The sequence below is a fragment of the Symploca atlantica LB2515 genome (assembly GCF_052546295.1).
Window position 1 is genome coordinate 155,434 of record NZ_JBQWMT010000001.1, and the last position, 13,049, is coordinate 168,482.

14 protein-coding genes are annotated in these 13,049 nt (G+C 44.2%); 11 read left to right on the forward strand and 3 right to left on the reverse strand.

From position 1 onward, the window contains the following. Nucleotides 1-195 precede the first annotated feature (195 nt). From ACT7WV_RS00770 to ACT7WV_RS00780, 3 genes are all read left to right on the forward strand, one after another. Nucleotides 196-1,905, forward strand: coding sequence for an ATP-binding protein (locus ACT7WV_RS00770; RefSeq protein ID WP_445101056.1), 1,710 nt, complete (start codon nt 196-198; stop codon nt 1,903-1,905). A gap of 112 nt (nt 1,906-2,017) precedes the next feature. Continuing rightward, nucleotides 2,018-2,416, forward strand: coding sequence for an adenosylmethionine decarboxylase (gene speD / locus ACT7WV_RS00775; RefSeq protein WP_445101057.1), 399 nt, complete (start codon nt 2,018-2,020; stop codon nt 2,414-2,416). 397 nt (nt 2,417-2,813) lie between these two features. Continuing rightward, the gene (locus tag ACT7WV_RS00780) at nt 2,814-3,110 is read left to right on the forward strand and encodes a DUF6464 family protein (RefSeq protein ID WP_445101058.1); all 297 of its coding nucleotides are present in this window, start codon (nt 2,814-2,816) and stop codon (nt 3,108-3,110) included. A 116-nt stretch (nt 3,111-3,226) separates the two neighbouring features. Here ACT7WV_RS00780 and ACT7WV_RS00785 read toward each other — a convergent pair whose 3' ends face one another. Continuing rightward, entirely contained in the window at nt 3,227-3,439 is a 213-nt protein-coding gene (locus tag ACT7WV_RS00785) for a high light inducible protein (RefSeq protein WP_445101059.1), read from the reverse strand. Between the two features lie 100 nt (nt 3,440-3,539). Here ACT7WV_RS00785 and ACT7WV_RS00790 point away from each other — a divergent pair, with 100 nt between their 5' ends. The 8 genes from ACT7WV_RS00790 to queF all read left to right on the forward strand — a co-directional run bounded on the left by ACT7WV_RS00790 (nt 3,540) and on the right by queF (nt 10,720). Then, entirely contained in the window at nt 3,540-4,595 is a 1,056-nt protein-coding gene (locus ACT7WV_RS00790) for a dipeptide epimerase (RefSeq protein ID WP_445101060.1), read from the forward strand. Further along, nucleotides 4,579-5,628, forward strand: coding sequence for a DUF1611 domain-containing protein (locus ACT7WV_RS00795; RefSeq protein WP_445101061.1), 1,050 nt, complete (start codon nt 4,579-4,581; stop codon nt 5,626-5,628). Before ACT7WV_RS00790 ends, ACT7WV_RS00795 begins: the two co-directional genes overlap by 17 nt. A gap of 107 nt (nt 5,629-5,735) precedes the next feature. After that, nucleotides 5,736-7,484: a M48 family metallopeptidase gene (locus tag ACT7WV_RS00800; protein ID WP_445101062.1), complete on the forward strand. Its 1,749-nt coding sequence runs from the start codon at nt 5,736-5,738 to the stop codon at nt 7,482-7,484. A 145-nt stretch (nt 7,485-7,629) separates the two neighbouring features. Continuing rightward, complete coding sequence (locus ACT7WV_RS00805) at nt 7,630-8,496, forward strand: NAD(P)-dependent oxidoreductase (protein ID WP_445101063.1); 867 nt, start codon at nt 7,630-7,632, stop codon at nt 8,494-8,496. Between the two features lie 37 nt (nt 8,497-8,533). Then, nucleotides 8,534-9,136, forward strand: coding sequence for a Uma2 family endonuclease (locus ACT7WV_RS00810; RefSeq protein WP_445101064.1), 603 nt, complete (start codon nt 8,534-8,536; stop codon nt 9,134-9,136). A 229-nt stretch (nt 9,137-9,365) separates the two neighbouring features. Continuing rightward, a complete protein-coding gene (locus ACT7WV_RS00815) occupies nt 9,366-9,737 on the forward strand; it encodes a phasin family protein (protein WP_445101065.1) in 372 nt (123 codons plus the stop codon). Nucleotides 9,738-9,898: 161 nt separating this feature from the next. Beyond that, nucleotides 9,899-10,273 carry a hypothetical protein gene (locus ACT7WV_RS00820; protein WP_445101066.1) on the forward strand — a complete coding sequence of 125 codons (375 nt, stop codon included), beginning with the start codon at nt 9,899-9,901 and terminating at the stop codon, nt 10,271-10,273. A gap of 21 nt (nt 10,274-10,294) precedes the next feature. After that, nucleotides 10,295-10,720, forward strand: coding sequence for a preQ(1) synthase (gene queF / locus ACT7WV_RS00825; RefSeq protein ID WP_445101067.1), 426 nt, complete (start codon nt 10,295-10,297; stop codon nt 10,718-10,720). A 98-nt stretch (nt 10,721-10,818) separates the two neighbouring features. On the opposite strand, the gene ACT7WV_RS00830 is transcribed toward queF, so the two are convergent. Beyond that, nucleotides 10,819-12,231 carry a cytochrome c biogenesis protein gene (locus ACT7WV_RS00830; RefSeq protein WP_445101068.1) on the reverse strand — a complete coding sequence of 471 codons (1,413 nt, stop codon included), beginning with the start codon at nt 12,229-12,231 and terminating at the stop codon, nt 10,819-10,821. A gap of 9 nt (nt 12,232-12,240) precedes the next feature. Further along, a complete protein-coding gene (locus ACT7WV_RS00835; RefSeq protein ID WP_445101069.1) occupies nt 12,241-12,981 on the reverse strand; it encodes a cytochrome c biogenesis protein CcdA in 741 nt (246 codons plus the stop codon). Nucleotides 12,982-13,049 lie beyond the last annotated feature (68 nt).

The window sequence follows — 13,049 nt, forward strand, 5'->3', positions numbered from 1 at the left end:
TTGGCAATTTATATTTTTGTAAGTAGAAGATTTGCCAACTTTTACAATATCCACATCTTATTGTGTCTTACAGAGTAAAAAAAGCTTTAGCTATCGATTCTAAATTGGTGATCGACTGCCAGGAACATAAGATATTCTCATTAATTTAATCGGCAGATTTTTTAATAGAAAATAGGAATTTAAATAAACATTCACATGAAATCTGCTGATCAACAACCTCTAAAGTGGACTCATTTGAAAGTTCTTTTAGTGGAAGATAATTTATCTGAAGCTGAATTAATTCAAGAACTATTATCAGAAAATAATGCAATAAAAATTGATTTAATTCATGCACAACGTCTTGAACAAGCAAGAGAATTATTGCAACAAGAAAACTTCGATGTTATTTTGTTAGATCTCTCACTGCCAGACTCTCAAGGTCTAGATACGGTTGCTAATATTCAAGAATGCGGTCTAAATCTTCCTATTGTCGTCCTTACTGCTCGCAATGATCAAGAACTGGCTATACAGTTAATTCAAGTTGGTGCACAGGATTATTTGGTTAAGGGAAACGTCTCCAGTGAACTGCTGCTCCGTTCTTTACGTTATGCCGTTGAGCGACAACTGGCGCAAGAAGCCGTACGCTTAAATGAAGAGAGATACCGTTTCGTCGTTAATAGTGTTCAGGAAGTTATCTTCCAAATTGATATTACTGGTAATTGGATATTTCTGAATCCCGCTTGGACAGAAATTACTGGATTTTCAGTATCCCAAAGCTTGGGTACTCCTTTTTTAAATTACATTCATCCAGAAGAACGTCACATCAGTTTCAGAAATTTTAACGCTCTAATTAAAGAAAAAAAAGACTATTTTCGGAGTGAAATTCGTTACTTTACTAGCTCCGGAGGATTTTGCTGGATGGAAGTTCATCAGCGTTTAACCTTTACCCTAGACGGAACTGTTTCTGGCATTACAGGAACGCTTAATGACATTACAGAACAAAAACTAGCACAGGAAGCTCTGTGTCATTCAGAACTGCGAGAAAGAGAAAAAGCACAACAGTTAGAAATAGCTTTGCACAAACTCCAAAATACCCAAGCTCAACTGGTTCAAAATGAAAAAATGGTAAGTCTTGGACAGTTGATTGCTGGCGTCGCTCATGAAATCAATAACCCTGTTTGCTTTATCTACGGTAATATCGCCTTTGCCAGTGAATATACTTCTAACCTACTGCATCTAATTGGTCTCTACCAAGAACAATACCCTACACCCAGTACCAAAATTCAAAAAGAGGTTGAAGCTCTAGATCTCGATTTTTTGAAAGAAGACTTCCCCCGCTTGCTCAACTCAATGGAAGAAGGTGCTAACCGTATCCAGGAAATAGTTCGCTCTCTGCGGCACTTTTCCCACTCTGACCAAGCAAAAATGAAAAAAGTTGACCTGTGGTCTGGGATTAATAGCACGCTGCTCATCTTACAACACCGCTTAAAAAAACAACCTACTAGACCAGAAATTCAGGTTATTAAGGATTACGAGGACTTACCTGAAGTAGAGTGCTACCCTGGTCAACTGAATCAGGTTTTTATGAATATCTTGAGCAACGCCATTGATGCCTTAGAAAAAATGATTGAGGAAGATTCTTCTCTTGCTCCCGAAATTAGAATTCGCACTCAGTTCAATGCCCATGACAAGCAAGTAGCAATTTGCATTACTGACAATGGTATTGGCATGATGCCAAAAGAGCAGCAACGTGTTTTCGACCCTTTCTTTACCACTAAACCCGTGGGCACTGGTTTAGGTTTATCAATTAGTTACTCTATAGTGGTAGAGAAACATCAAGGTCAGTTAGAATGTTACTCCCAGTTGAGCAAAGGAACGGAGTTTGTCATAAAGCTCCCCCTGCAACCGGGAAAGTGCGGAAATTAGATAGTCCCCTCTATTAGCTTGATTCCCGGCAAATAGAGCTTGAGAAACTAGTTGAAACTATGTTATACAATGGGATGTTTGAGACTTTATCAGGTGGAGTAAATCAGACATAATGAAACAAGTGGGAACTCATCTGGTCGTTGATGCATGGGGAGCGCCACAAAGCCTTCTCAATGACCCTGAAGGGATTCGCAACGCCATACTCGATGCGGTTTCAGCAGGGGAAGCGACCCTGATAGATCTTTGTGTACACCAGTTCAGTCCCCACGGAGTTACTGCAACGGCAACTTTGGCAGAGTCTCATATCGCCATACACACCTGGCCTGAATATGGGTATTTTGCTGCCGATTTATTCTTTTGTGGTCGTGGCAAACCTCAGCAGGCAATGGAACTTTTGCAAAAGATACTTCAAGCCAAACGAGTGGAATATCGGGAGATTCCTCGTGGCTTTGAGGAAACTTTGGAGATTGACGAGCGAAAGCCAGAACCAGCTTACCAGGCAGTTGTGTAAACTTTCTTTGCTGCTTTAAAGCTTTTTGTAAAGTACTAGACAGCTTTAAGTATTTAACTGCCATTGTCTGGAGTGGCAGATGAAGCTTAACTTAACTTTCTAGAAAAGCTTTTAGCTGGCATAATCGCTGACAGAATACAGAAAAGCTAAAGCATTTGTACTTATAGGCAAGCTGCACCGACTACCAAGCTTTGCCTTGAGGTGCAATGCCAATCATCCGCTTTCCAGAAACACCCTCAAACAAGGTAAGCAAAAACCCAGATTATTCAACAATCAAGGGCAAGGTTTCTATTGACCTTGCCCTTTACCATTAGAAGCTCCTAAATTGGGTATCAGGGGCAACAGAGTGTGCTCTTGTCAATAGACAGTTAGCAGAGTTACCCCAGAGGAGCAAAGCATGTTGGAGACAATCTTAGTTTTTGTCTTAGGTTTGACGCCACCGGCGCTTTCTATATGGGTGATGCATCGAGTAAAAACTAGGGCGCAAGCAAGGTTAGCAGAAACAACTCGAACATCAGTTGTGATAATTAGCCCCACAGACCAGCATCCCCCCGATAGGCATTATCTTGAAGGAGTTGGTTACCTAATTGGTGATATTACTTGCCGATACAATGCTCGTTCTGCTTATATCCGTTGTGCAATCAATCCGTCGGGACCGTGCAAGAATTGCCTGCACTACGAACCAAAAGACTAAAAGAACTTCTTAGACATTATTAAACTAAAAAAATCGAGCCAGGGCAAACTCGCCTCTGACTCAAGCCTGTAGCAACTTTAGCTAACGGGTGTATTATATATTTTTTCGCTATGCATCTATAGGTTGGTCAAGAAGCTAATCAAGCCTCGTCCGCTGATTGCTTCAAAAGCCAGCAGTGAGATAAAGCCAATCATTGCTAGACGACCATTGACCATTTCAGCGTAGGGTGTGAAACCCGTGCGAGGATTTTCTTGCACGTAAATTTCCGGTTCAATGGCAAAGTTGTTCATTTTGCCTTGGTCGTCCACGATAGCTCCACTGCGGTACATGAGATTCTCCTAATAAGTGTTGTGTTGCTTGCTTGTGTAAATAAATGTAACAAATTCAGTAAACTTTTGTAAAGTTTTTCCGCGACAATTGCTAAAAGTTATGCGTATTAACGTTGAAACCTTCACTGTCCGTAAGCGGTTCCCCTTGACTATTAGTCGTGGCACAACCTCCCAAACGACCAATATCTGGGTGCGCATCGAGCAACAGGGTATCGAAGGTTGGGGGGAAGCATCTCCGTTCTCCACCAAGCAGGAACAGCAGCAAAGTACAGAGGTTCTCTGGAAAATGTTACAAGCTGTTGCACCTAAACTAGAGGCTTATAGCCCTTGGCAGGGAGACCAGATTGAGCAAACTTTAGCCCAGGCTCAAGTCCCCTCAGCTGCCTGGGCAGCGATTGATCTGGCATTGCACGACTGGCGGGGAAAACAACTAGGAATACCACTGTGGCGGTTGTGGGGGTTAAATCCCCAACAGATCGTGCCAACTTCAGTGACAGTAGGCATTAATCATCCCAGAGGAGCTAAGCAGCGAGTACGTGACTGGGTGCCACTGACTGGCGCAAGTGTTCTGAAAATTAAACTCGGCTCAACTGCCGGAATTGCTGCTGATCAGGAAATGCTGCTAGCAGTCCGAGAAGAGGCACCCCAAGCGCAGCTGAGTGTCGATGCCAATGGAGGTTGGAATTTAGATCAGGCAATTGAGATGTGTAGCTGGCTTGCTGATCAGGGAGTCAAGCACGTAGAACAACCCCTAGCCGTGGGGAAAGAGGAAGATTTGCCGCTCCTTTACAAGCGATCGCCGTTACCGATTTTTGTGGATGAAAGCTGCTTTACTAGCCGTGATATTCCACCCTTAGCAGACCGCGTACACGGTATTAACATCAAGCTGATGAAATCAGGAGGCTTAAGCGAGGCGATGCGCATGGTACACACCGCAAGAGCCTGTGGGTTGCAGGTCATGTTTGGTTGTTACTCTGACAGCACACTAGCAAATACCGCAGCCTCACAGCTTTCAGCCTTAGCTGATTATCTGGATTTAGATAGCCACTTGAACTTACTTGACGACCCCTTCAGTGGTGCCACTGTGCAAGAAGGACGTCTGATACCCAATGATTTACCTGGACTTGGAGTACAACGCCATGAGTTTAACAGCTGATGATCGCGTCGCCATTTTGTTGCATCAAGGGATTCTCGGCCCGGAAGGCAAAACTGGACTGACGCTGCTACGTTATTGCCCTGCAACCATTGTCGCCGTAATCGACCAACAGTGTACTGGCAAGTCCTTGCCTGAACTAACTGGCATTAACTGTGATGCTCCAATTGTTGATTCCATGTTTGCCGCACTAGGCTATGAACCGAACATCTTAGCAATTGGCATTGCTCCCTCTGGGGGAGTGCTACCAGAAGCCTGGAAACAGGAGGTAAAAATAGCGCTAGATGCTGGTTTGTCGGTAGTTAATGGTTTACATACCCCCATGGCATCCGACCCAGAGTTACAACCATTACTCAGAGAGCATCAGCGAATTTGGGATATTCGTCAAGAGCCACCGGGATTATCTGTGGGTAGTGGTAAGTCACAATTTCTCAAGAATCGGCGTGTCTTGACTGTGGGAACTGATATGGCTGTCGGCAAAATGTCAGCCAGTATCGAGTTGCATCGAGCAGCACAGCGCCAAGGAATACGCTCCAAGTTCCTGGCTACTGGTCAAGCAGGCATCATGATTGCTGGAGATGGGATACCCCTAGATGCCATCAGAGTGGACTTTGCTGCTGGCGCTGTCGAGCAGATGGTGATGCGCTTCGGTAACGACCATGACTTATTAATTGTAGAGGGACAAGGTTCTTTGCTGCATCCAGGTTCAACGGCAACCTTACCCCTGCTGCGGGGAGTTCAACCAACGGCATTAGTTTTAGTACATCGAGCAGGGCAAACTAATATCCGCAATCATTACTATGTGCCAATTCCTCCCTTACCAGAGGTAATTAAACTGTACGAAACCGTTGCCAGAGCAGGTGGTGCTTTTGCCCAAACATCGGTACTGGCGATCGCTCTTAATACGGCTCACTTGGATCGGGCAGCGGCGGAGAGGGCAATTGAGCAAGTAAAGACGGAGACAGGGTTACCTTGCACTGATGCTGTTCGTTTTGGGGGGGATCTTTTATTAGAAGCGGTAATGGGTAATAGTTAATTGAACATGGAAAATTGTCAATCTTTGTTAGCGAGGGGAAAAGTTTTTTTTGAAAGCTAGGATGAAGATACCGAAAAAACGCACCGCAACTATCCTCAGCACAGCAGATGAAACTTTTCTGTAATTCGCTGCTAATCTCCTTAGGGATTCTGCTGCCAACCTCGACTGTTTTAGCCCAATCCCTAAAAACTTCTGAATTGGCGAGTGCCAATGTCAGTAATTTGGAGATTATTGCCCAGGCGGAGACTGAAACTGATGTTTCTGATGAGGGCGCAACTACTACAGATTCAGAATCAGTAGAAGCTACCGAAAACTCAGAGACAACCATTGAAACTGATACTCCTAGTTTGCCAGAGGACGCTGATCAAACAGAGGCAACTACAGAAGAAACTGAGACTTCTGAGGAAACTCAAACCACTCCCAGTGCTCAGGAAAACACTGAAGCAAAAGAACCAGAATTAACCCCTGAAGAAATTGCACGGCAACAAAAGCTGATTGAAGCTGACCAACTTTATAAAAGTGGAGAGATTGCCGCAGCGGAGCAATTATACCGTGAAGCTAAAGACCCTTTGCATACAGAAGCAGCAGAAACAGAGGAGGAACCGGAGCCTTTTTACGACCCAAAAAAACTATCGCCCGCAGGTGCAGTATACTGGCGTCAGTCTGCCGCAGGTTTGGCACAGCAACTAGAAACAAAAACTTTAGTGCCACTCCAGTTTTTAGTTGAGCAGGAACCAAATTTTATTCCTGGTTATTTACGCTACGCTGAGGCATTAGAAACCTATGACCAAGAGCAAGAGGCTCTACAAGTATTAGAGCGAGCTTCAACTTTATATCCTAATGAGCCAGAATTACTCAAAGCTACTGTAACAGAACTTGCCGAAGCACAACAGTGGTTGGAAGCATCACTGGCGGCGCGACAATTTGCCCTGCTTAACCCCAAAAATCCCCTGTCTGGGGAATTTGAGACTTTGGCAGATCAGTATCTGGAGTTCTACAAGTCGCGTCTGCGGAGTAAGCTTAGAGGTAATGCGATCGCTAATCTGATTACTGGAGCATTAGGTTACATCTTTACTGGTAATCTCTTTGGGCCGATTTCTGCTGTGGAAACGACAACCTTGATGTTGCGGGGAGAGTCGGCTGTCGGGGAGCGCATCGCTAATCGGGTACAACGTCAGTTACCGATGCTAGAAGACGAAGAGGTATTGGAGTACGTTCGGGAAGTGGGGGGTAAACTAGCAAGTGTGGCAGGTCGAGATGAGTTTGAATACGAGTTTCATCTCATCATGGATGACCAACTCAATGCCTTCGCTTTGCCAGGTGGCAAGGTATTTGTTAATGCTGGAGCTATCTTAAAAACGAAATCGGAGGCGGAGTTAGCTGGCTTGCTGGCTCATGAACTGGCTCATGCTGTTTTATCTCATGGGTTTCAGTTAGTTACAGAGGGTAATTTGATTGCCAACGTTACTCAATATATTCCTTTTGGCGGTACTGCTACTAATCTGATTGTTCTTGACTATAACCGGGATATGGAACGTCAAGCAGATGCTCTTGGTACGAGGATTTTAGTCGGTGGGGGTTATGCCGCCGATGGACTATACAATCTGATGGTTACCCTGGAGCAGCAAGAGGAAGAAGAACCTATATTTGCTTGGCTCTCAACGCATCCAGATACACAGGAACGGATTAATAATTTGAAAACTCAGATTGAGCGTAATGGCTACAATCGCTATACCTATGAAGGTGTAGAACGGCACCTTGCTATGCAGAAACGGGTAGCAAAACTGCTGGATGAGTACAAAAAGCGCCAGGAGTGTCAGGAAGATGAAGGGTGTAGAAAGAAGTTAGAAAATTGAAAATTGGTTAAATTGAAAATGGAGACTACAAGCCAGACGCTAGTGTATACAGAGCAATTTGCCATTTGCTATTTTCTCTGAACACACGAAGCGAGATTTTCTATTAACAATTTCGTTGATCACAGGCACATCTAGGAGATTTCAAATGAAAGTCGGATTTTTAGGAACGGGACTCATGGGAGAACCAATGGCGGAGCGTTTGTTACAAGCTGGGCTATCGGTAGTTGCCTATAATCGCACTAAGTTAAAACTAGAATCACTCAAAAAATCTGGGGCGGAAATTGTCGAGACTCCACAAGAAGCGATCACATCTTCTGATTGTGTGATTTTGATGCTTACCAATGCAACGGCAATTCAAGATGTACTGTTGTCTAAGGCTTCTCGGCAACATTTGTCTGGTTGCACGGTAATTCAAATGAGTACCATTGCACCTTCAGAAAGTAGGGAGATTCAGAAGGCGGTAAATGGAGCTGGGGGTGACTATTTAGAAGCCCCAGTTTTGGGCAGTATTCCTCAAGTTAAATCAGGGGAATTGCAAGTAATGGTGGGAGCAACACCGGAGTTATTTAATAAGTGGTTTGATTTGCTAAAAAACTTTGGCACCGAACCAATGCTGATTGGAGAGGTTGGTTCTGCTTCTGCATTAAAGTTGGCCTTAAATCAATTAATTGCTTCCCTAACTAGTGCTTTTGCTCTCAGTCTTGGTTTTATTCAACGTCAGGGGGTGGATGTTGAGAAATTTATGGGCATTTTGCGGGAAAGTGCGCTTTATGCACCTACTTTTGATAAGAAATTAAAACGTATGGTTGATTATAACTTTGACAATCCGAATTTTCCTAGTAAGCATTTGTTGAAAGATACTGATTTGTTTTTAAAAGAAGCTCAATTAGTTGAGCAAAATGTTAGTAGTTTAGAAGGTGTGCGTAAAGTTATAGATATGGCTTTACAACTGGGTTTGGCGGATCAGGATTATTCAGCGCTGTTTGCAGCAATTAATCCTCAACAAGATTGAAGTTCAGATTACTAAAAGCACCAAAAAAGAGTATGCCATGACTACAGTAACAACCCCAGTAGAAAATTCTCCTATCGTGTTGCACCTACAACCGATAATTGATCTGACAGATGACCAGTTTTTTGAGTTCTGCCAAATTAATCGGGACTTACATATTGAACGCAGCGCTACCGGAGAATTGCTGATTATGCCTCCCACTGGCTCGGAAACGGGTAATCGAAATGCTAAGTTAACTGTGCAGTTGGGAGTTTGGGCAGAACGTGACGGAACTGGGATTTATTTCGACTCCAGCACGGGCTTCAAGCTTCCCAAGGGTGCAGAACGTTCTCCTGATGCAGCCTGGGTTAAGCGGGAACGGTGGAATGCTTTAACTGCTCAACAACAGAAAAAATTTGCTCCCATTTGTCCTGAGTTTGTGGTGGAGTTACGTTCTCCGTCTGATCAATTGCAGCCCCTTCAAGAAAAAATGCAAGAATATCTGGAGAATGGGACGCTCTTAGGATGGCTGATTGATCGTAAAAATCGGCAGGTTTACATTTATCGTCCAGGTTTGTCTGTGGAATGTCTGGAGAATCCGGTTAGTGTTAGTGGTGAATCGGTATTACCCGGATTTGTGCTTGACTTGAGTAAAATTTGGTAGAATCCCCCCAAAACTGGGAGTAATTCAACTCATATAAATATCTTTTTTTCAGGCATCAAGATATTGATCGAGCAGCGGAACTTATTTCAACTCCTGTTATGCTGTTCGCAAAATTCGCCAAGTTATGGTCAAATAAGAATAATATTTCTTACTTCAGTCAGGTAGTCATTTTCCTGGTTTCACTCGTATCCTAGGATTATATAGTTAATTCTTGGAGCATTTATTAATCATGACTGGTATGGGAAATATTGTTCAAAAAGCATTTTACCTCGGTGTTGGTCTAGCCGCCGCTGCAAGCGAGAGAGCCGGGGGAACATTGGCAGAACTGCGAGTTCAAGCTCAGAAACTAGCAGATGAACTAGTCGCCAAGGGTGAGCTGACCACTGAAGAAGCTCGTAAGTTGGTTGATGATATATTACAACAGGGTCAACAGCAAGCTGCTCAGCCGGCTAATCAGAAGACTCAAGCAGATAAACCCCGTCTTATTGAGATTTTATCTGAAGATGAAGAGCCAGCTGCAAGCGAGGATCAGGATGTTGATGCCTTGCGTCAGCAAGTTGAAGCCATGCAAGCAGAACTACGTCGGCTCAAGCGTCAATAGAAACTCGACTTTAGGTATTGTATTATTCACCCCGATATTTGTTAACTGCTCTTAATACCCAACTGGTGTTTCGCTAGATTCAGGCTATGATCGCTGGTAATTGCGCTTAAGCCTTGTCGAATAGTCGCTAGTATGATGGTTGTTTATTAAAAATTGCCAACATGGAAGGGTGGTCCAAAAGTATCTTTGAAACACTTGAATTAGTGGCCGATGTGGTGGATGAGTTCTTCCTTGGCTTCACTGAAATGGTCGAGGATTTCGCTGATGAGGTAGAGAATACAGTTGGCGTGGAAGTTGACCAATACTTGCAGGATATATTTGAATCGATTGCTGATATCTATTACGAAATTGATGATCTAGCAGGCGAAACAGATGAGAGTTTTACATATCCGATAGAACCAACTCTAGAGAAAAATTCTGCCTGCATTGGTTGCCGTCATTACCATGGTCAAGTGTATAGTGGTCATCTGTTTGTTTGCGCTATGCACCCCTATGGGTGGGATAGTAACAATTGCCCTGACTGGGAATCCAACTAGATAAAAGATTTTTTCTGACTGATGAGTGACTACCAAACACAGGAACAACCATCACCTGAAGTGAAAACGCCCCAAATAAAATACGGCGAACGGGAGATTGCTGAAGGTAAACTCATTACCTTTCCCAATCCGCGTCTGGGTCGTCGTTACGATATTAATATTACCTTGCCGGAGTTTACCTGCAAGTGTCCCTTTTCCGGTTATCCTGACTTTGCCACGATTGGGATCACCTACGTTCCTGACGAACGGGTAGTAGAACTCAAAGCCCTTAAACTTTATATCAATAGCTATCGCGATCGCTACATCTCTCACGAGGAATCAATCAATCAAATTTTGGACGACTTTGTAGAGGCTTGCGAACCGTTAGAAGCCACGATTAAAGGGGATTTCTCACCTCGCGGCAACGTACACACTGTTATTGAAGTACGCCATCAAAAAGATCAATAATCGTGACTGCATCAGCGTAGAGTTTTTCTGGTTGAGTTTCTAATTCGTGGGCAAACTTGGCAGAAAAACTCTGATGATTAATCACTACTACTAGGTGATTAATTCTGGCTGACTAGGGATGGTGCCGTCACCGATGGAACTTCTTGGGAGGGTGCGTCTAACTGATCTAAAATCTCGATAATTTCTCGCTCAAAAGCAACCTGAGCACGGTTAGTTCTACCCCCGATGTAAAACTGCATCTTTTCAGGAGACTTGGCTGTGTCATCGCCTGCTTGCAGGGCCCAAATCTGAGAGTGGGAAACGTAACTCATGATTACTCCCAGCATAAGCAAACCAAAGCCAGTATAAACGAAGGGAATGCCTGGGTCAGCTTTGATTTGTAAACCGGTGCTACCGATAAGATCAACAATTCTCAAGGTAATGCCGTTGACCTGTATCCCCATGCCAGTGCGAACGGTAGAAACGAGTTTGCCACTCATATCATAAACTAACAGCATACCCTGCAAGTCCCTTGCCAGTAGCGATACCCCTTCACTCAGATCTGTTTTCGTAGGAACCCACGTACCCCAGATGCGCCCTCTACCACCGGTATCTAGTTGCGCCATTGGCAACTGAAAAATGGGGCTATTGTTCAAGCGTACCCTAACTGCAGCAATTCCCCAGTCAGTCTGGTACAACGTTACACCCCGGTGGCGTAGTGGCTTATTGACGTAAATTGTTTGCTGATCAACTTCCTCTCCTTGATTATCTAGGACAGACAAATCGGAGTAAAACTGGTCAATTCCCCCGGCTGGGGTGTAGTCAATCCAGAAGCGATTTACCCGCACTGACCAATCTTTTGGGACTTGCGGTAAGGCAAAAGGACCAGCATCAATGATATTTTTTACTTGGAACGTGCCGCCACTAGCCACCATTTCTTGAGCCATAAAACCCGTCATTGCCCCCCCAATTGCCCCCAGCAGGATAATTAACATACTGGCATGAACAACAATTGGCCCAATGCGTCCGATAATACCTTTACGGGCATAGAGAGCGTTACCTTCCTCAAAGACGCGGTAACGTCGTTTCTCTAATAACTTGGTAAGAGCTTCTAAAGAACCTCTATCTAATTTTGCACTTAAGGCAAGCTTCTCAAATTGGCGAGGTTGTTGGTAAAACTGCCAGCGACGGGCTGCTTTGAGGGCAGGAAACTGGCGAGTAAAGGTGCAGGCTGTCAGACTACTACCGAAGAGAATGAGTATTGACAGAAACCACCAAGTACGATAGACGTGGTCTAAACCGAGAATTAATAAAACTTTCCAGCTCAGGAAACCAAATAGGGCTGGGTCTTCTGGGTAATTTGTTTGATAAAAGGCCAGAGATTGACCCTGTTCAATAACAGTACCAGAAATGCTGAAAAGTGCGATCGCTAAGAGTAAAACAATCGCCAGTCTTAAATCAGCTAACACTGGCAAGAGCTGACGTCGGAAGAGATGTTTAATATTAGATAAAAACGAATTTTCTACAGTCATTTGCAGTAATTAAAAAATTCCGCCAGGAATCCGAGAGAGCAAGGAGAAGACACCAAACACTACCAGGAGAACTCCACTAACTGGCGTAATCCAACCAGACCAACGGCGCAACTCCAACAACTTTTTGATCGAGGCTGTAAAGGTTCCTGCCAAAATTAGGGGTGCAACATAACCTGCCGTGTAGGATAACAGCAACAGTGCGCCTAAAACTAAATCTTGTGTTGTAGTAATCCAAGCAAGTATAGTAGCCAAAACTGGGGTGCTACAGGGAGAAGCCACTAAACCAAAGGTTAAGCCTATTAGATAAGAGCGCACACCCTCTGGCCAGTCTTGAGATATCCAATCCATACCACCAAAAGAAGGCAGCTTGAAGGGCAATGCTTCTAGTAAGTTCAACCCCATGAGGATGGCAACAATACTGACAAAAATAGGCAAGCCAACACCTACTTGACCGTAAACTCGCCCCAGAGAAGCCGCGAGAATGCCTAATCCAGCTAAAGTTGTCGCTAGCCCTAAAGCAAACCAGGTTGACTGGGTTGCCGCTTGGAGACGTCCCTTGGCTTCATAGCCACCGATGTAACCAATTGTAATCGGCAGCATAGAAAGCATACAGGGTGTCATGCTGGTCAGCAAACCAGCAGCAAAGATAATGCTGATACTGACCAAACTCAAGTGAGTCAGTTGATTATCAACCAGATGATTGGCAAATTGTTGGAGTTCGTAGAGTTGGGTAGAAAGTGTGTCCATCATGCGGCAGCTAATTTAGGAAATGCCGATTCTGCTTGCATTCTAGATCACTGGAGCCTTAATTCCCTCCC